The sequence below is a fragment of the Methanohalophilus profundi genome (genome assembly GCF_004137855.1).
GTDB classification, from domain to species: domain Archaea; phylum Halobacteriota; class Methanosarcinia; order Methanosarcinales; family Methanosarcinaceae; genus Methanohalophilus; species Methanohalophilus profundi.
The window spans coordinates 1,547,892-1,567,506 of sequence record NZ_QBKB01000002.1 but is presented as its reverse complement, the minus strand read 5'-3'; the positions used below and the strand labels follow the sequence as shown (position 1 = coordinate 1,567,506).

The 19,615-nt window shown below is 42.7% G+C and carries 24 protein-coding genes and 1 tRNA gene; 22 read left to right on the top strand and 3 right to left on the bottom strand.

Annotated elements, in window-relative coordinates:
• Entirely contained in the window at positions 1-1,104 is a 1,104-nt protein-coding gene (locus tag C9889_RS08405) for an inositol-3-phosphate synthase (RefSeq protein ID WP_129598673.1), read from the bottom strand.
• A gap of 545 nt (positions 1,105-1,649) precedes the next feature.
• Entirely contained in the window at positions 1,650-2,108 is a 459-nt protein-coding gene (artB, locus tag C9889_RS08395) for an archaeosortase B (protein ID WP_225420041.1), read from the bottom strand.
• 139 nt (positions 2,109-2,247) lie between these two features.
• Between artB and C9889_RS08390 the strand changes: the two genes are divergently transcribed.
• The 5 genes from C9889_RS08390 to C9889_RS08375 are packed head-to-tail and all read left to right on the top strand — an operon-like array spanning position 2,248 to position 4,835.
• The gene (locus C9889_RS08390) at positions 2,248-2,748 is read left to right on the top strand and encodes a nitroreductase family protein (protein ID WP_164999318.1); all 501 of its coding nucleotides are present in this window, start codon (positions 2,248-2,250) and stop codon (positions 2,746-2,748) included.
• Between the two features lie 50 nt (positions 2,749-2,798).
• Entirely contained in the window at positions 2,799-3,065 is a 267-nt protein-coding gene (locus tag C9889_RS10510; RefSeq protein ID WP_225420040.1) for a ferritin family protein, read from the top strand.
• On the top strand, positions 2,960-3,286 hold the full coding sequence (locus tag C9889_RS08385) for a ferritin family protein (RefSeq protein ID WP_225420117.1): 327 nt from the start codon (positions 2,960-2,962) through the stop codon (positions 3,284-3,286). Before C9889_RS10510 ends, C9889_RS08385 begins: the two co-directional genes overlap by 106 nt.
• 17 nt (positions 3,287-3,303) lie before the next feature.
• Positions 3,304-4,506, top strand: coding sequence for an FprA family A-type flavoprotein (locus C9889_RS08380; protein ID WP_129598666.1), 1,203 nt, complete (start codon positions 3,304-3,306; stop codon positions 4,504-4,506).
• A gap of 53 nt (positions 4,507-4,559) precedes the next feature.
• Entirely contained in the window at positions 4,560-4,835 is a 276-nt protein-coding gene (locus C9889_RS08375; RefSeq protein WP_129598663.1) for a ferredoxin-thioredoxin reductase catalytic domain-containing protein, read from the top strand.
• A gap of 65 nt (positions 4,836-4,900) precedes the next feature.
• On the opposite strand, the gene C9889_RS08370 is transcribed toward C9889_RS08375, so the two are convergent.
• Entirely contained in the window at positions 4,901-6,022 is a 1,122-nt protein-coding gene (locus C9889_RS08370) for a transposase (RefSeq protein WP_129599530.1), read from the bottom strand.
• Positions 6,023-6,502: 480 nt separating this feature from the next.
• Here C9889_RS08370 and serA point away from each other — a divergent pair, with 480 nt between their 5' ends.
• The 17 genes from serA to C9889_RS08285 all read left to right on the top strand — a co-directional run bounded on the left by serA (position 6,503) and on the right by C9889_RS08285 (position 19,588).
• Positions 6,503-8,074: a phosphoglycerate dehydrogenase gene (gene serA / locus C9889_RS08365; protein WP_129598661.1), complete on the top strand. Its 1,572-nt coding sequence runs from the start codon at positions 6,503-6,505 to the stop codon at positions 8,072-8,074.
• 122 nt (positions 8,075-8,196) lie between these two features.
• Positions 8,197-8,580: a hypothetical protein gene (locus C9889_RS08360; RefSeq protein WP_225420039.1), complete on the top strand. Its 384-nt coding sequence runs from the start codon at positions 8,197-8,199 to the stop codon at positions 8,578-8,580.
• Positions 8,580-9,044: a DUF2240 family protein gene (locus C9889_RS08355; RefSeq protein ID WP_129598656.1), complete on the top strand. Its 465-nt coding sequence runs from the start codon at positions 8,580-8,582 to the stop codon at positions 9,042-9,044. Before C9889_RS08360 ends, C9889_RS08355 begins: the two co-directional genes overlap by 1 nt.
• Before the next feature lie 115 nt (positions 9,045-9,159).
• Positions 9,160-9,540, top strand: a complete 381-nt coding sequence (locus C9889_RS08350) for a 50S ribosomal protein L18e (RefSeq protein WP_129598653.1) — start codon at positions 9,160-9,162, stop codon at positions 9,538-9,540.
• A gap of 15 nt (positions 9,541-9,555) precedes the next feature.
• Entirely contained in the window at positions 9,556-9,975 is a 420-nt protein-coding gene (locus C9889_RS08345) for a 50S ribosomal protein L13 (protein ID WP_129598651.1), read from the top strand.
• A gap of 12 nt (positions 9,976-9,987) precedes the next feature.
• On the top strand, positions 9,988-10,392 hold the full coding sequence (locus tag C9889_RS08340; protein WP_129598648.1) for a 30S ribosomal protein S9: 405 nt from the start codon (positions 9,988-9,990) through the stop codon (positions 10,390-10,392).
• Positions 10,393-10,400: 8 nt separating this feature from the next.
• A complete protein-coding gene (locus tag C9889_RS08335; protein WP_072360919.1) occupies positions 10,401-10,589 on the top strand; it encodes a DNA-directed RNA polymerase subunit N in 189 nt (62 codons plus the stop codon).
• Positions 10,590-10,664, top strand: a tRNA-Pro gene (locus C9889_RS08330).
• Between the two features lie 168 nt (positions 10,665-10,832).
• Positions 10,833-11,015 carry a DNA-directed RNA polymerase subunit K gene (locus tag C9889_RS08325; protein WP_129598646.1) on the top strand — a complete coding sequence of 61 codons (183 nt, stop codon included), beginning with the start codon at positions 10,833-10,835 and terminating at the stop codon, positions 11,013-11,015.
• Between the two features lie 10 nt (positions 11,016-11,025).
• A complete protein-coding gene (gene rpsB, locus C9889_RS08320; RefSeq protein WP_129598643.1) occupies positions 11,026-11,754 on the top strand; it encodes a 30S ribosomal protein S2 in 729 nt (242 codons plus the stop codon).
• Positions 11,755-11,834: 80 nt separating this feature from the next.
• On the top strand, positions 11,835-12,638 hold the full coding sequence (locus tag C9889_RS08315; RefSeq protein WP_129598640.1) for an MEMO1 family protein: 804 nt from the start codon (positions 11,835-11,837) through the stop codon (positions 12,636-12,638).
• A 25-nt stretch (positions 12,639-12,663) separates the two neighbouring features.
• A complete protein-coding gene (locus tag C9889_RS08310; RefSeq protein WP_129598637.1) occupies positions 12,664-13,581 on the top strand; it encodes a mevalonate kinase in 918 nt (305 codons plus the stop codon).
• Positions 13,574-14,353: an isopentenyl phosphate kinase gene (locus C9889_RS08305; protein WP_129598635.1), complete on the top strand. Its 780-nt coding sequence runs from the start codon at positions 13,574-13,576 to the stop codon at positions 14,351-14,353. Before C9889_RS08310 ends, C9889_RS08305 begins: the two co-directional genes overlap by 8 nt.
• 9 nt (positions 14,354-14,362) lie before the next feature.
• Positions 14,363-15,460: a type 2 isopentenyl-diphosphate Delta-isomerase gene (gene fni, locus C9889_RS08300; RefSeq protein WP_129598632.1), complete on the top strand. Its 1,098-nt coding sequence runs from the start codon at positions 14,363-14,365 to the stop codon at positions 15,458-15,460.
• A gap of 61 nt (positions 15,461-15,521) precedes the next feature.
• Positions 15,522-16,865, top strand: coding sequence for an RNase J family beta-CASP ribonuclease (locus C9889_RS08295; RefSeq protein ID WP_129598630.1), 1,344 nt, complete (start codon positions 15,522-15,524; stop codon positions 16,863-16,865).
• Between the two features lie 28 nt (positions 16,866-16,893).
• Positions 16,894-17,859 carry a polyprenyl synthetase family protein gene (locus C9889_RS08290; RefSeq protein ID WP_129599527.1) on the top strand — a complete coding sequence of 322 codons (966 nt, stop codon included), beginning with the start codon at positions 16,894-16,896 and terminating at the stop codon, positions 17,857-17,859.
• Between the two features lie 82 nt (positions 17,860-17,941).
• Positions 17,942-19,588, top strand: a complete 1,647-nt coding sequence (locus C9889_RS08285) for a type II/IV secretion system ATPase subunit (RefSeq protein WP_129598627.1) — start codon at positions 17,942-17,944, stop codon at positions 19,586-19,588.
• The last annotated feature ends 27 nt before the right edge of the window (positions 19,589-19,615 follow it).

Sequence of the window (19,615 nt, the reverse complement as noted above, 5' to 3'; positions counted from 1 at the left end):
TCAGTTATCCCTATTACCTTCGATGAAATCATTTGTCATGCCGAAGGCTTCGTCATCGTTGTATTGTTTAGGTGGATGTTTCATGAAATAAGATGCAGGGGAATAGAGAATTCCTCCAGTGCCTCTTTCAAGTGCAAGTTTGCAACAGCGGATGGCATCAATAACCACACCTGCAGAATTAGGAGAATCCTCAACTGAGAGACGTAGTTCGATATTCATGGGAACATCGCCGAACAGTTTTCCTTCCATTCTCAGGAAACATACTTTGTTGTCCTTTTGCCAGGGTACATAGTCACTTGGACCGACATGTATATTTTCATCATCCAGCCGGTCTTTGAGTACGGATTGTACAGCCTCGGTCTTGGATGTTTTCTTGGAGGACAACCTGCTGCGATTGAGCATATTAAGGAAATCGGTATTGCCACCGGTGTTTAGCTGGTAGGTTTTTTCCAGTTTGACCCCACGTTTGCTGAAAAGGTCTGCCAGTGTCCTGTGAGTGATAGTGGCTCCAAGCTGGGCCTTTATGTCATCACCAATTATAGGCAGGTTTTTCTCTTCGAACCTTTGAGCCCATTCGGGGTTACTGGCAATGAAAACCGGCATGTTGTTAATGAAACCAATTCCTGCTTCCAGGGCACAGTCTGCATAAAAACGTGCAGCGTTTTCTGAACCTACAGGCATGAAATTCAAGAGCATTTCAGCACCGGAATCTTTCAGAACCTGCACAATATCCTCTTTTGTGGACTCGCTTTCATCACTGGTTATGAATTTGTATTTATCTTCATAATCTGTCATGTGCTCAGAAACACCATCAAGGATGCTGCCCATTGTAACTTTTACGCCTTTTTCAGGAATGTGCGGACAGAATACAGCAGTGCAATTTGGTTCTGCAAAGATGGCTTCTGATATGTCTTTCCCTACTTTTCTTTTATCAATATCAAACGCAGCTACAACCTCAATATCAGAGGGTTCATATCCTCCAATAGTCCAATGCATTAGACCGATAGCATCTGTCTCGGTTTTATCACTGTAGTAATCCAGACCCTGAATGAGAGAGCTAGCGCAGTTGCCAATCCCTGCAATTGCGATCTTTATATTCTCCATAACACTTCCTCGTAAATATGAATGCAATATGTTACCGTAACTATCATATATAATTAATCATCGAGCCATCCTCTTAATGTCGGCATTTGAATAAAAATGTTTCTGAGAATGGTTTGCAGAAAATTATTTTTAGCTCAATTTACCTTTCCTTTCAGCACAGTTTGTTCATAATTCAAAGTTCAAATCCTTGTATACAAATGCAAACCACAACAAAAAGGGAAACGCTGTCCTGCCAATAGCATAAATGTAGAACAGTTCTCCGGCTACAGAGATGAAATTAAATTGCAGTACTATAACCACCAGAGTAAATAAGAGAATCAAAAACGATCCCCCAACGATAAGTTTCAGCCTTCTTTTATTATCTATCGGAGTAGCCATGATAAGTGCAATAAAAGGTACCAGGTTCATAGGCAGATAAAATGTGATAAAATCAAATGCGTTCAATGCATGGCTCGGGGAGGCAAGGTACGCCCGGATTGCCGGAATGCCCAGAATAAACAAAATCGTCAGGTATAACAGGAATTTGCCTAGAAATACCGAAATCCTCATCGTTTCACTACTTTCTCGATCCATATCAGAACAACCAGTACTATAATTATAATCAACGTGACCTGCCAGAAGTAATAATGGACATAGTCAAATATTTCAGGAAACCAGAGCCCTACAAATCCAAGACATACCAACCTCACCATGTTAATACCAAGTATTGCTGGTACACCAAAGGCTATTCCCATAAGTTTTTTCTGATAAGTTGTGGAATATGCCAGCACACAGCCAGAATAGACAAGTACTTCGTAGATGCCGGTACATTCGTCCACGACTTTCATTGCTGTTATTCCATTGGCAAAATGTAATACATTTTCATTAACCGAATTTGTGACTCCCAGAAGGCTCATGCTAAACGAGAAAACTTCTGCGGTCAGGTTCCTCAAAAACCCCAGGTCTTCTTTGAAGAAAAGATACATGCCTGTAAAAAGCCCTATATAATATCCTCTTTTACTCAAAAAAACAATGTTTCTAAACTATTCTCGTCATTTTGTTTTAGTATAATCAATAAAAAGAGTACAAATGGGCCTTTTCAGGAAAAGTTATTTACATTTTAGAACAGAGGTTGTTTGCAGTCATTTTAATGGGGGGTATTTAATGGAAATTCTTGAAGCAATAGAGAAACGCACAAGCATCCGGCAATTCCTTCCCCGCGAGGTCCCTGCTGATACGCTGGATAAAATACTTTATGCAGGCACCCAGGCACCTAACGCCTTTAACAGCGAACCCTGGGAGTTTATTCTTGTCAAAGAGGAGAAGCTAAGGGCACAACTTGCCAGTATGAGAAAAAAGGCACCAGAGCAGCAGAAGGCCATCGAGACCGCACCCGTTATTGTCGTGGTCTGTTATAACAAGAAGTTTGGGGACGAGGCTGTGGGTTCAACATATGCCTGCATCGAAAACATGCTGCTTGCTGCAACTGCCGAAGGACTGGCTGGGGTCACCCTCACATTCCATGGCAAAAAAATAATGGACATGTTCGCCATTCCGGATGGTTTTGATGTGGCAGCCGTAATTCCCATGGGATACCCTGCAGAATCTCCTGAAAAACCTTCTCGTGTGGCAGTCAGGGATAAAACTCACATAAATAAGTATTAATTACTCATATTGTCAAATATACTAGCTACTGATTGTGGGAGTTGTATAAATTGCAAGATATACTCAAATATGTAGATATAGAGCTCGAGAACATTAGTACGGTTGAAGAAGCAGTGGAAATGGCGATTGCCCTGGAGGACCAGGGGCATGATTTCTATCTTGAAAGAGCAAATCTTACCGGCAATCCCGGGGCAAAGAAAACCTATGAGTCCTGGCCGAGGAAGAAAAACACCATGCTCAGTACCTTCACAAATTCCTTGAAGGAAAAGAAGTTGAAATACCTGAATCCAATATCCCTGATTTCCGTGGATCTTTGAACGTGGAATTCACAGAAAACAATCTGGAAGAGATTGGTATTATGCTTGGTACACTGCGCTTTGAAAGGAAGAGTGAATATTTCTATCTTGAACTCGAAAAGAAAGCCACTGAAAAGGAAGAACAGGAATTTTTCAGCAAGATTGCCAAAGTTGAGCGGGGCCATTATGAGCTCATTGATGGTTTGCTGGATGAAGCTACCGGTTTCAGGATGCAGACATAAATTACCAGGTGAATTTTGTGGATACTCCAGAAGAGCCACTTGAAATTGCCAAAGGGGTTTACTGGGTTGGCGTAATCGACTGGAACCTGCGTGATTTCCACGGTTATGAAACACCCCGGGGTGGCACATATAATGCTTACCTCATAGTAGATGAAAAGATCACCCTCATCGACACTGTAAAAGCATCCTTTGCAGACGAGATGATCGAAAGGATCAGCAGGATAGTGGACCCCGCAAAGATCGATTATATAGTAGCCAATCATGTGGAGATGGACCATTCCAGTGCCCTGCCACGTGTCCTGGAAGTAGCTCCGAATGCCAAAATATTTGCCACCGAAAGGGGCAAAACCGGACTCAATGAATATTATGCCGAATCCGGGTGTAGTGGCTGGAACTTTGAGACCGTGAAAACGGGGGACGAATTAAACACCGGCAAAAGGACCCTGATGTTTATTGAAGCGGTCATGCTCCACTGGCCTGACAGCATGCAGACTTATCTCAAAGAGGATCACATTCTCTTTTCCAATGATGCATTTGGCCAGCATATTGCCACCTCCAGGAGGTTCGATGACCAGGTAGAAGACGTCATGGAAGATGCCGCCATATATTTTGCCAATATACTGATGCCCTTTAAATCCCGAATACTCAAACATCTTGAAACTGTCGGGAAACTAGGATTACAGATCGACATGATCGCGCCGTCCCACGGTGTTATCTGGCGCAATGATCCGCAACGGATAATCGATGCCTATGCAAAATGGGCTTCCGGGACAAGTGAGCAAAAGGTGCTTGTGATTTATGATTCAATGTGGGCCAGCACAGAGATGATGGCAAAAGCAATTGCAGAAGGAGTGCGGGCCTCAGGGACCGAGGTTGTCTTGTTCCACCTGCGCAAAAATGACTGGAGCATGCTCATCAAAGAATTAATGGAATGCCGGGTCTTTGCCCTTGGATCCCCCACAATGCACAATGGGATGTTCTTTACAATGGGTGGTTTCCTGACGTACCTGAAAGGTTTGCGCCCCAAAGACAAAAAGGTATCATTCTTCGGATCCTATGGCTGGGGTGGCGGTGCAATCAGGCAGATGGAAGAAGCTCTCAAGAATACCAAAATGGAATTTGTGGAAGACCCTTTTAAAGTGAAATTCAGACCTGAAAAGGAAGATTTAGAGGGTTGCAGGCAACTGGGAATAAAACTGGGTGAAATTGCCCGGTCCTGATTGTGCCCAAATCTTTTTATCCATATTGAACAAACAATGCAAGGAGTGATATAATGAAATTCGAAGATGAACTTGAGATGGAATTATATGAACGGTCCAAGAAAAGTGCTGAAGCTGCCGGATACAAACTTAATTCGGACTATGATATTATCACCACGGCGGTAAAAAATATCGCTAACAATAAGCGTAAGTATGGTGAATGGTACTGCTTCTGCCAGAAAAGAACAGGGGATAAAGAAAAAGATAAGAAGATTATCTGCCCATGTGCACGTCGTGCCCATGATGTTGAGACCCGTGGTGCATGTAAGTGTGGATTGTATATTAAGTAATGATATTAGAAGGAGATTATCAAATTAGGTCATAATTCCTCCCATTCTAATTTGATGATGTTAATTCACACATACTTTGCAAATGAATTTGTTTGTTTGACCTTATTTTGCAAATTCGCAGTTACAAGCAATTGATATGTCACAAACTTCATAATCGAATACATTTCCTTACTTGCATTCTTCATACCCCTGATATCAAATTTCACAGTCCATTTAATATTCTTATGTATTCTCTCACATTCTGCTCTTTTTGAATATTCTTCCTCAAATCCCTCATCCTCTATGTTCTTATTCCGCAAGTGCATCCCTACTTGTTTTTTCCTTCCGTTTTCATAGAGAAAACGAAGTTTATTCTCATACTTCATATGAATCGATCCGCCGATTTTCCACATCTTATTGACCCAGTGATCGATTCGTTTCATTGTTCCTTCATTATGTACTTTAGAATCAGAAGAATATGCAATAACAGGTTTTGCCTTCAATTTATACCATACATCAGCATGATTGTTGAACGAATCATACCCTCCATCCAGTGCATAAGTATCGATGTCCACTCCCATTTTTACCAATACATCAATGTGTTTTTTCAATTCGGGTGAATCATTTGCAGCACCCTTTGTATGTGTCATATAGATTGGAAGTGTACCAATCATCGTGATATGTGCCTTATCCATCTTACATTTGTAATGCGGATTATAATCCGCATATCTATCATATCTGGATGCTTCAAGAGGTGTCGAATCTGTTTTTAGATCCCTAATCTTTGTAATTCTCGATATTTTCTTTCCAATCCTGAACATTATTTCATTAAATCCCTCTTTTCCCAACCTGTATTTTACAAAGTGGTGAAGTGTTGCATGAGAGGGAAGATTAATGGTACCATTCTCATCCTCAAAATACAGAAGCTTGGCTTCCTGATTTGTTAAGGTAGATATCGTTTTTTCAAAAGAGAGGTTTCTGAAGGATTTTACAACGATGAGCTTTATCATTGAAGAAATCTTATACCTGAAGTGCCAGTCCTTATCGGCATAATAGCTACGTTCTACATAGGAAGCAATGTCATCGATATCCAGGAAATACAATAACTGGCATATTGATACGCTGTCTTTGTTCAGATAACTGGCTATTGAATCTTTGGTACAGATTTCGTCCGAAACATTGTGATGATATTTCATGGACTGGCATATTTTCTCATGTATAAATGTAATGCATGAGCTACGCTCATGCAACGTTCAGTGGTAATGAAAAAAGAGTTACACTTTTAAAGCGAAAAGTTAATTTGATGGTCTCAGAAGATTAAAGTATGAAAAGGGTAAATTTGAACTAGTTGGTTGACCTTTTCATCCTCCTTCTTTTTTGATCGCAGCCTTTACAGGCTTTTATATGTATCTTTTTTATTCCTTCAGATATAATCACAGGGCCGTTATCAGGTATATCTGGGACTGATAAAAACAACCTGGACTATTATGCATAATTCTATTTATACTGACAATTGCTATTATGATACATACTTTGCTTCACTACAAATGGCTGTCATGTATGAAAAATAATCCCCCGAGATGGTAAGATATATTTATATGGGTGGTTCAATCTAAAGTCTGTGTTCACCGGAGGCTATCCGTTATATCGGTGTATTATATCATTGTTATCACATGGAGAATATAAAAATGAAAGTACTAGTCAGTGATTCGTTATCAGAGGAAGGAGTGGCAAAACTTGAAGAACATTTTGATGTGGAGGTTTCAACAGGCCTTTCCGAAGATGAGCTTGTTGAGAAAATCGGAGATTTTGACGCCCTTGTAATACGCAGTGGAACACAGGTTACTGCCAGAGTTATCGAAGCCGCGGATAAGCTCAAGATTGTGGGGCGTGCAGGAGTGGGAGTGGACAATATAGACATTCCTGCAGCTACAGAGAAAGGAATCATTGTAGTGAATGCACCGGAGGGCAACATGCTTTCAGCTGCGGAACATACAATTGCAATGATGCTTTCAATGGCACGCAACATTCCGCAGGCAACTGCTTCACTTAAAGCAGGCAAGTGGGAGCGTAAGAAATTTTTAGGTGTTGAAGTAAATGGAAAGACCTTTGGTGTGATAGGTCTGGGCAGGATAGGTGCCGAAGTGGCCAAAAGAGCACAGGGACTTGAAATGAACATCCTTGCCTATGACCCATTTGTAAATGAGGACAGGGCAAAAGAACTGGGTGTGGAACTGGCATCTGTAAAAGATATTGCAAAACGTGCCGATTTCATTACCGTACATACACCACTGACCAAAGAAACCCGCAATATTCTCGATACTGAAGAATTTGACCTGATGAAACCTACTGCAAGGGTCATTAATTGTGCCCGTGGCGGAATTATCAATGAAGATGCACTTGGAGAGGCTCTTAAAAATGATAAGATCGCAGGTGCTGCCATAGATGTCTTTACAAGTGAACCACCTGAAAACTGTTCTTTTGTTGGATTGGACAATGCTGTTGTAACCCCTCATCTTGGTGCATCGACCGAAGAGGCACAGGTCAATGTAGCTGTATCCGTAGCAGAAGAAGTAATCTCTGTATTAAATGGCGGACCAGCACGCAGTACGATCAATATTCCCTCCATAAAACCGGAAATAATGTCCACCATCTATCCCTATCTTGAACTTGCGGAGACCCTGGGAAGTGCAGTATCCCAGCTGATGGACGGCAACTATGAAAAAGTGGAAATCGCCTATAAGGGAGATGTTGCCGGCAAGGATACCCGGCATCTCACACTTGCGGCCCTTAAAGGTGTACTGAAAACCATAATGGGTGCTGCTGTAAATTATGTAAATGCTCCTTCAATTGCTAAATCCCGGGATATTGAAGTCGTGGAAAGTAAATCCGAAAGGGTAGAGGAATATTCATCCAGCATAACCATCAAACTCAGCAAGGATTCAATTTCCAAAAGTATTACCGGTACGGTTGTAGAGGATGACTTGAGAATAATCATGATCGACGGGCAGAGGGTAGATCTTGCGCCTTCAGGTTACATGATCGTTTCTAACCACATTAACAGACCCAATGTAATCGGCCCTTGCTGCATAATACTGGGAGATAATGAGATCAATATTTCCGGCATGCAGGTAGGCCGTGTCCAAATATGTGGGAAGACCATAATGGCATTAAATGTGGATTCCGAAGTATCAGAGGATACCCTGGAACAAATTCGCCATGTTGATGGTATTATAGATGCCAAACTGGTGTCTCTCTAATAAGAAAGAATTGACCCAAGTCCATGATGAAGAAAAGGATTTACCACCGATTCCCACATAGGGAGGTCCAGTTTGAACAAAAGAACCGATATTATGCGGATTTGCCCTATCTTGTGAAAGTGATGGCTAATACGGATGACAGATTCGGCATGTTTGTTACCGAATCCGTTGCAAGAAGAGGTTACCGAATACAGGCAAAACGTGAACTCAAAGTTGAAATTGTCATGAATGGTATTGATTTTTCACCATTGAATTATCGTAATGCTGATTCGGTTGTTAGTACAATTGAACCTGAAGGGATGGTGGATTTCCGCATCTCACTGAAATACAGTTATCTGGATGGCGAATATAGCAGGGTCCCTTTCAAAGGTGATGTCTTCCTGGTAAGGGCAATTCTTGAAGGAGATGTCCTTACTCTTCGCATCAATCATATTGATGGGCCCGGCAGAACCGAATGTGGAAGAATTGCTGATACAATAATTAATGAATTAAGACGTGGCTCCTGATGAATGAATTGAAGTATGTGGCAGCAGCTCCCTTCAAAAGGAATGAAGGCGATACTATGCTTCCACAGGATTTTGAATTTTCTCTCTCCTTTGACCTTAAGTGGATGACGCCCGAACAGGCATCCAGAATACTTGATATGGTTTTAAATTCTCATCTACTTTATATGGAAGATGAACAATTACACCCTGCGTTTGATCCATCGAAAGTTGATATCCCGAGAGGATTCATCCCTTCAAAAGATATCCTGCACCAGGTAACCCTTGTTGATCAGATTCTGGAATACATCGCATCCTGCAGTAATATGGACCTAAAACAGGTAGTATCACTTGTGAATAATCGGCATGAGAATCTTTCAGGTATGGTGGATGTTGAAGTTGCCGCCCTTATTATCGGAAGAGAGCTTGGTTGTGATATGGACAAATTCTATGAAAAGGTCCTGCAAAACGTTTCAATTAACGGTTGACTAATGCACAATCTTTATCTATTAGTAATTTAATTACACCCCACACTCCCTATCTATTCACCATGTTCGAACGCAAATTGTGCGTGAGTGAGAGATATTCTTGCAGAGGGACATTATGAGTAAAAAAACACAAAACAAGATTGAAAGGAAATCAGATCCAAGGGTTCCTTCCCTGATTGATAGCCTTAAGGAACAGGCACGTCAGGAAGATGCTCCGATCTGGAGAGATATAGCCAGAAGATTGGAGAAACCAAGGAAGAACTATGCCGAGATAAACCTTAGTAAACTCAACAGGAACGCAACAGAGGGCGAAATCGTTCTTGTTCCGGGAAAGGTACTTGGTGCCGGCACTTTGAAACGCTCCGTGGCTGTTGCAGCACTTGGTTTCAGTGCATCTGCAAAGGAAAAAATCGCAGAAAATGGCGGCAGATGTGTCACTATTGAAGAGATTATGAACGAAAAACCGGCAGGCTCCGGTATCAGGATCTTGATCTAAGGCAGGTGTTCTATAATGACAGTTATCAATGCAGATGGACTTATTATGGGAAGGCTTGCAAGTAAGGTTGCACATAGACTTCTTGCTGGTGAAACCATATCCATAGTCAATGCTGAGAAAGCTATAATCTCTGGTGCAAAAATAGCTACCTACAAAGATTACGAGCACAAAAGGTCACTTGGAAGCCATGAATTCGGCCCATTTTTCCCAAAAAGGGCAGACAGGATGCTTAAAAGATCTGTCAGGGGAATGCTCCCATACAAAAGAGCACGTGGTAAAGACGCTTTTGCACGCCTCAGGGTTTATATTGGCATACCTGAAGAATTTGGAAATGCTGAATTAGAGGCTGTAGAAGGAACAAATATCGACCGCCTGAGTACTGCAAAATATATTACCATCGGGGAATTGAGCAGAAAAATGGGTTCAAAATTCTAAGGAGAATCATAAATGACCAACAAAGTTTGTAATACTTCAGGGAAGAAGAAAACAGCCATTGCTCGCGCAACTGTTTGTAAGGGCGTTGGCAAAACCCGTGTTAACAAGAAACCTCTGGAAGTTTTGGAGCCGGAGTTTGTAAAACTTAAAGTCATGGAGCCCCTCATGCTTGCTGAAGATGCCGTGTCAGGTATTGATATCGATGTAACAGTAAGTGGAGGCGGAATTATTGGCCAGGCAAATGCAGTGCGTACCGCTATTGCAAGGGGTATTGTAGAGTGGACAAATGACACCGCTCTTCGTGATGCATACATGGCATACGACCGCAGTCTTCTGGTAAACGACTTCAGACAGAAAGAATCCAAGAAATTTGGTGGACCTGGCGCTCGTGCCAAATACCAGAAATCTTACAGGTGAAAGCATAAATGTTACCAGTTCGCTGTTTCACATGTGGCAAGGTAATTGCAAATAGCTGGGAAGATTACAAAAGGCGAGTTGAACAAGGAGAAGCTCCTGCTGCAGTACTTGATGATCTTGGCGTCACCCGTTACTGTTGCAGACGTATGATCCTTGCACACGTTGAACTTGTCGATGTAGTTGCACCATACCAGTAAGGGACCGTAGGGTAGGCTGGACCATCCTTCGGCGTTCGGGACGCCGGTACCTGAGTTCGAATCTCAGCGGTCCCATCCCTTTATACTAAAGGAATTGGTAAGTGTATGAATAGTTAGCAAACCACATTCGGAGGGACTCCGAATATCCCTATATATTTCCGATTAATATTGATAAATGGACTTTTCTAGATCCAGTAAATTCCACGTCATCCATCCTATTGTAACTTCTGCCAGGGTGATTAATTGAGCAATGAGACATTTACAAAGTATGAACGTGCGAGGATCATTGGAGCCAGGTCCCTACAGATTTCAATGGAAGCTCCTGTGCTGATTGATATTGACAGCAATGATTCCTTACAAATCGCTAAATTTGAATTTGAAATGGGTGTCATCCCTATTACAGTAAAGAGAGATATTTCATCATGAGGTGAACTTTATGGAAGAAGATCAGGTTATTGAAGAAACATTAGATGAACAGGTTGAACAAAAGGTGGAGGAGGCTCCTGTAGAAGCAGAGACTCCAAATGTCGAAACTACAAAAGAGGAAACAACAGAAGCAGCTGATCCGGAAGGTCCTGCCCCCGATTCAACTTCCCTTGTTCCGATAGACGAATATCTTGCATCCGGAGTACACATCGGTACCCAGCAGAAGACACAGGATATGATGAAATTTGTATACCGTGTGCGTACAGATGGACTTTATGTCCTGGACATACAGGCTACAGATAGCAGAATAAGACAGGTCTCCCACTTCCTTTCAAAATACGACCCTGCAAAAATACTGGTCGTGTCCGCAAGGCAGTACGGCCAGTTCCCTGCCAAAATGTTCTCCAAAGCAATTGGGGCAAAATCAATGGTAGGACGTTTTATCCCGGGTACCTTAACCAATCCTTCAATTGAAGGATTCTTCGAGCCCGATGCAATAATGGTGACCGATCCTGCAGGGGATGCCCAGGTAATCAAAGAAGCTGTCAACATCGGAATTCCCGTTATAGGACTTTGTGATACCAATAACATGATATCAAATGTTGATCTGGTAATCCCAACAAACAATAAGGGACGTAAAGCACTTTCCCTCATATACTGGCTTCTTGCAAGGGAAATCTCAAAAGAAAAGGACATTCCATTCAATTATACCATGGAAGATTTCGAAGCAGGTCTGTAAGTCTCCCGGTTAATTCCGGGAGTAACTTGCTCCCATCCATATCACTTATATAATTATTCCCTCCTAACCGTAAGAGGGGTATTATTATGAGACAGCCAACAGTAGCAGGCCAGTTCTATCCTCTGGGTATCAAACCCCTTAAGAAAGAGCTGAGCCATTGTTTCAGAGATTTGGAATTGGTCAGCGAAGATGTATATGGTATAGTTGTTCCTCATGCAGGATACATGTTTTCAGGCCCGGTGGCGGCTTATGCCTATTCTAAGTTGCCAAAGGCAGACACCTATGTAATATTCGGTCCCAATCATACGGGCTATGGATCTGCAGTGGCACTATCAACTCAAACCTGGTCTACTCCTCTGGGAGATGTTGAAGCCGATGAGAAAATGGGAGAAATGCTTGCAGGATCAATAATCGATATGGATGAAGTTGCCCATATGTACGAACATTCAATCGAGGTCCAGTTGCCTTTCCTTCAATATCGTTTCGGTGATTCATTCAAAATTCTTCCAATATGCATGGGTTTGCAGGACATAGATACTGCCCGGGAAGTCGGTTTGGAAGTTGCAAAAGCTGCGGAGAAATCCGGGAAGAAAGTGGTGTTTATAGCATCAAGTGACTTCACCCATTACCAGCCACATGAAACCGCAAAAGAGACAGATATGTATCTGATAGACTCACTGTTAAATATGGATGTTGAGGAATTTAACCGCAGACGGGAAGAACGTTTTGCAACTGCGTGTGGATATGGACCCATTGTAGCAATGTATACTGCAGCAGAATATATGGGAGCAAATACTGCAGAACTGCTGAAATATGCTACAAGCGGAGATATGACCGGGGATTATTCAGCCGTTGTTGGATATGCAGCCATAATTGTGAAATGATCCAGTAAAGGGAAAAAGAGTTCATATGATAACCTGTTCAGCACCGGCAAAGGTGTACCTTTTTGGGGAACATGCCGTGGTTTATAATGAGTCGGCTATTTGCTGTGCTGTAAATATTCGTACCAGGGTAAATATTGAATATTCAGAAAATATTGTGATCAATTCATCCCTTGGAACTACAGGTATTGATTATGAAATTCATCCCTATGTATCTGCCGTTGTGGAAAAAATAAGAAAAAAATCGCCATATAGAGGAGTATCAATATCCATTGAATCGGATATCCCTGTGGGTTCGGGGCTTGGCTCCTCTGCGGCGGTGGTTGTGGCCACGATTTGTGCTTTTAACAATCTTTTAAAACTTGGAATGGATAAGGAATCCATAGCATCATTTGGGCATTCAATCGAAAAAGAAATACAGGGAGCTGCAAGTGCTACGGACACCTATGTATCCACAATGGGTGGGACCGTTGCAATACCTGCACGGAGACATCTGAAAAATCCCCTATGTAACCTGGTAATAGGTAACACCAATGTGTTTTCCTCCACAGGACAACTTGTAGCGAAAGTCGCATCTCTTAAAAGTATATATCCGGAAATTATCACCCCCATTCTTTCTACTATAGGAAAAGCGTCTTTGAGAGGAGAAAGCTTTCTGGAAAAGGAGGATTACAGGGCACTTGGGGAACTTATGGATGTAAATCAGGGTTTGCTTGAAGCAATCGGTGTGGGTTGTAATGAACTTTCCAGACTTATCCACTCAAGCAGAGCCGCCGGTGCGTTTGGTGCCAAGATTACCGGAGCAGGAGGCGGTGGATGTATGGTTGCCCTTGCAGATAATGAGAATATTGATGCCATTTCCAGAGAGATCAAAAATGCCGGCGGAATCCCCATCGTAACAGGAGTTACTGATTCAGGTGTAAGGGTGGATTTTGATAATGAATGAGAAAACTAGCGATATTACCGTATTGAAAATCGGCGGTAGTGTTATCACGGACAAGAGCAGTGATGAAGGAGTAGCCAAAGAAAAAGCTATAATAAGAATAGCCCGTGAAATTTCTTTCTTTGAAGGTCGTCTTATTATCGTACATGGTGCCGGCTCATTCGGCCATCCTCAGGCACAACGGTACGCCCTTGCAGACAAATATTCCGCGGAAGGCTCCGCGGTCACCCACCGATCGGTCGCCTCCTTAAATGAATCGTTTGTAAATGCCCTTGCACAAAGGAATGTTAATGCAGTAGGAGTACATCCCATGGGATGTTTTGTAGCAAAGAGGGGGCGCATATCTGAATCATTCCTCCCTGCACTGCAAATAATGCTTGAAAAAGGAATCACACCGGTACTTCATGGCGATGTTGTGATGGACACTGTAAAAGGTTCTTCCGTAATCTCCGGGGATCAGATAGTTCCTTATCTTGCTTCAAAGCTCAATGCATACCGGATAGGTGTGGGAAGTGCAGAAGATGGTGTACTTGATGAACATGGCCATCCCATTCCACTAATTACTCCGGATAATTTTGAAGTTGCCAGTATGCATATAGGAGGATCGGAGAATACCGATGTAACCGGCGGGATGCTGGGCAAGGTAAAAGAGATGCTTGAGATGTCCCGGCAAACCAAAGTACCTTCTTACATCTTCAATGCCAATGCAGGTGGTAATGTAATGAGTTTTCTGAGAGGGGAAATGATAGGTACTGCAATTAAAGACAAGGCTTGAATAATTGGGATTTTTATGAGTACTTCCAGCAGAAAACTAGAACATATGCAACTTTGTGCCCAGCAACAGGTTGAATCCAGAAAAGCCGGACCAGGATTTAAGGACGTGAAACTTGTCCCCCGCGCACTTCCGGAGATGGACATGGATTCAGTGGACATTTCCACGAGTTTTCTGGGAAAAAAAATGGATGCACCTTTCATGATAGCCTCTATTACAGGAGGCCACCCCGATACGACACCTGTAAACGCGGCACTTGCAGAAGCCGCCGAAGAAACCGGTATTGGAATAGGTGTAGGAAGCCAGAGAGCTGCCATAGAAGATACGGTTCAGGAAGAATCATTCAGTGTAGTAAGGGACAAGGCTCCTAATGCTTTTGTTTATGGTAACATTGGAGCGGCCCAGGTCAAGGAATACGGTATAGAAGGTGCAGAAAAACTTGTTGAAATGCTTGATGCTGATGCCCTCGCTGTACACCTGAATTTCCTTCAGGAAGCAATTCAACCTGAAGGTGACAGGGATGCCACCGGCTGTATCAACGCAATCGAAGAAATATGTTCAATCGATGTACCAATTATAGTAAAAGAAACCGGGGCCGGCATTTCCCGGGAAGATGCCCTGCATTTGAAAGAAGCGGGAGTAGCGGCTATAGATGTAGGCGGAGCCGGCGGGACCAGTTGGGCCGGTGTGGAAGTTTATCGTGCCAAACAGAGAGGAGATCGTATCTCCGGGCATCTCGGGGAACTTTTCTGGGATTTCGGAATTCCAACTATCCCCTCCCTGATTGAATGTCGTGTGTCCCTTCCCCTCATAGCTACAGGGGGTGTACGTACCGGACTTGATATTGCCAAATCCCTTGCACTTGGAGCAAACATGGCCAGTGCAGCCCTGCCTTTCGTGGCTCCGGCTCTTAAAGAAGGAGATTCTGTAAAACAACGCCTTGAATTAATGTTTGAGGAACTGAAAGTTGCAATGTTCCTCTGTGGCTGTCCTGATATTGAAAGCCTGCGGACCTCATCGTCCGTTGTGCTGCAGGGTGAGACCCTCGAATACCTGAACCAGCGAGGCTTTGACATACGCGATATTGAATTACGTTCTAAATTACTTTGAGACTATTACTGAATCAAGATCATTAAATTAAGAAATTGAAAATCATTAAAGAGGACTATATATGACAGAACTAGGGATTGTTGCAGTAGGCGGTTACAATGAAATGGGCCGTAACATGACTGCTATAAGAGTTGATGACAAGATCATCATAATTGACATGGGACTACGTCTGGATAGGGTGCAAATCCATGAGGATGTAGAAATTGATAAAATGCATTCTCTTGAGTTAATTGAGATGGGTGCTATCCCTGACGACACAATAATGAAAGAGATAGACGGGAATGTATGTGCAATTGTTTGTACACACGGCCACCTTGATCACATCGGTGCTATTTCAAAACTGGCACACAGATATGCAGCTCCAATAATCGGAACGCCGTACACCTCTGCCCTGATACAACACCAGATTGATTCTGAGCGCAAATTTGGTGTGAAGAACAGGATAATATCCGTAAAGGCCGGCGGCACATATCAGGTTAGTGATGATGTCTCAATCGAAATGATAAGGACACAGCACAGTATCATAGATGCGGTATTTGTGGCAGTCCATACTCCCAGGGGTGCCATTTTGTATGCATGCGATTTTAAACTTGATCGTACACCTACCCTCGGAGAACCTCCGGCATTTGAAAGGTTAAGGGAACTTGGCAAGGAAGGTGTTGTGGCCATGATTGCCGAAAGTACAAATGCGACACGTGCAGGTAAAACCCCTTCCGAAAGAATAGCCCATGATATGGTTCGTGATGTATTGCTTGGAACTGAAGAATCCGATGTGGGCATGATAATAACCACTTTCGCATCCCATATTGCCCGTCTGAATTCCATACTGCAGTTTGCAACAGAAATGAAAAGGACCCCAATCCTGCTTGGACGTTCCATGGACAGGTACGTGAATACTGCCCGTGAACTGGGATACATCGAACTGCCGAAGAAAACAGAAATATACGGTAACCGCAAAGATATTGACAAGGCATTCAGGAAGATAATGGAGAAAGGTAAGGACAAATACCTCCCAATCGTTACAGGCCACCAGGGTGAACCAGGGGCAATTCTTTCCAGGGTTGCCAATGGTGATACTGCCTATAAAATAGAATCCGGAGATAAGGTCATTTTCTCAGCAAACACAATACCTACCCCGATGACACAGGCAAACAGGTATGCTCTTGAGACAAAACTCAAAATGAAAGGAGCACGTCTGTATGACAATGTCCATGTTTCCGGACATGCATACCGTGAAGACCACTGGGAATTAATAAGACTCGTAAAACCTGAACATGTAATTCCTGCACACGGCAACATCGATATGCACAGCGCCTATATAGAAATGGCTGAAGATGCAGGCTATGAGCTAGGTCACACACTTCATCTCTTGAGAAACGGAGAAGAATTATATCTTGAAGATTAAACCTGCAATCATAATTGGTTGGGATAATATGGATTTAATTGATGAATTAAAAAAACGCAGTGATCTGGTCGATGAATCTATACAGGAATTTTTGCCCATTGACCACCCGGAGGAATTGTACCGTGCAACGCGGTACCTTCCGGATGCCGGAGGGAAAAGACTTCGCCCGGCAGTCCTCATGCTTTCCGCTGAAGCAGTGGGTGGCGATTCTGATTCCGTGCTTCCTGCTGCGGTTGCCCTTGAACTGATCCATAATTTCACACTTATACACGATGATATTATGGATCGGGATGATATTCGCCGCGGAATGCCGGCACTTCATGTAAAATGGGGCACTGCAGGAGCAATTCTGGCCGGTGACACCCTTTATTCCCGTGCCTTTGAGATCATTTCAAAAATGGATGCCGATCCACAGAAATTACTCAAGTGTGTGGCCTTATTGTCTCGTACCTGTACCGAAATATGTGAGGGGCAATGGCTGGATGTTGATTTCGAAAAAAGGGATGTTGTGGATGTGGCCGAATATCTGGAAATGATAGAAAACAAAACATCTGTGCTTTATGGTGCTGCTGCCAAAGTGGGTGCTATCCTTGGCGGGGCATCCGATGAAGTTGCTGATGCAATGTATGAATTCGGCCGTCTTACAGGTATAAGTTTTCAGATACATGATGATGTTATCGATCTGGTTACTCCGGAGGAAATTCTAGGTAAATCAAGAGGTAGTGACCTGAAAGAAGGCAAAAAGACCCTTATTGCACTTCATGCCCTGAATAATGGCGTTGAACTGGAATGCTTTGGCAAAGCTGATGCGACACAGGATGAGATCAACAATACAGTCGCAAAACTGGAAGAATCAGGAACCCTTGCCTATGTCAGGGAAATGGCTGATAACTATCTTGAGGATGGGAAAAGCAAACTTGGCTTGCTGGAAGATTCTCCGGCTAAAGAAACATTGATTGAAATTGCCGATTATATGGTCAGTAGGGAATACTGACCATCATTTTGTGAAAATTTATATATATATTATTCTTCCAATAGTAACCTGAGTTATACTTTATTCTTTCAAGGAGAATGGTATGAAAGACTTGGCGCATAGGATAGAGGAGTATAATCAGGCATGCTTATATAATAGATCTTTTCTTGATAAATTACAGTTTTGGAAAGGGAACCCTGAAACACTACCTGCTTATGAGCCTGATCTCCATGGTGATCTGGTAGATTTTGAAATTCCAGAAGGTTATGAGGAAACTGAACGCTATTGGGTCGATGAGCCCTATGTATTCGTAAGCATTCTCAAAAGACTGGGTATATACCGTTATGTGGTTGTAGAACCTTCACTTTCTGTGTATGAGAAAGATATTCTGGAGCGCACCTATAACGATCTGAAAGACGTTCTCACAATCGATGAAACACCGTGTGCCAATGCAGATAGAGATATTATCCTTGTTTCAAAGGCACTTTCCCTTTTCAAACGTTACCATATTCCCCTGGATGTTTCTTCTAAATACAGGATCCTTTACTACCTGAGGCGAAATTTTCTGGGATTTGGAAAAATTAATCCTCTTATGATGGATTCTGATATTGAAGATATTTCATGTGATGGGATAGATATTCCCATATATCTTTATCATCGAAAATATCTAAATATAGAAACAAATATTTCGTATACTGAAGATAAACTTAACTCTTTTGTGATCACTCTCTGTCAGCGATCAGGAAAACACATCTCAGTAAGTGAACCGCTTGTTGATGCTACTCTTAACGACGGATCGAGACTGCAGGCTACCCTGGGTAAGGAAATTACTACCAGGGGCAGTTCTTTTAATGTGCGTAAATTCAGGGGAGACCCGATTACTCCTGTAGATCTTATCAATTTCGGAACCTGTAATCTGGAAATGATGGTATACTTCTGGCTGGCAATTGAAAACGGTTTCAGTGCCATTTTTGCAGGAGGAACGGCTTCGGGTAAAACCACAATGCTTAACGCGATCTCATTGTTCATACCGCCGCTTTCCAAAATAGTGTCTATCGAGGATACCAGGGAAATCATGATGTACCATGACAACTGGATAGCAGGTGTTACCAGGGATTCCATAAGCAGAAGTGGAGCGGGAGAAATTTCAATGTATGACCTTCTCAAATCTGCTCTGCGCCAGAGACCAGAATACCTGATTGTAGGAGAAGTCAGAGGCAAGGAAGCCCTTACACTTTTCCAGGCCCTTTCAACGGGGCATACAACCTATTCCACGATGCATGCGGGTGATGTGCAGACGGTGGTTAACAGACTTGAAAATGAACCTATCAATGTACCGCATGTAATGCTCCAGTCCCTTGACATCCTCTGTATAGAAAGACAGGTGTACCTGGATGATAAAAGAGTACGCAGACTGGACAGTCTTGTCGAATTTACAGGAAGTGATCCTAAAAGCGGAGATATAAGAATCAATGAATTATACCAGTGGGATTCTACCAAGGATGAATTTTTCCACCATGGCCAATCCAATGTATTAAAACTCATCGTACAGAAGAAAGGTTGGTCTCCTCAAAAATTGCGGGAAGAAACGCAGAATCGCCATATGATCCTGGAATATCTTCTGGATCATGATATCAGAGATTACATAAGTATTTCACTACTGGTGAATACCTATGCGACATCTCCTGAAATAGTGCTGGATGCAATTGAAAATGATGCTCTTGTAGACCTGCTGCAGCAGGAAAGGTGATTTTGATGATGCCTTTTCAGGATATTG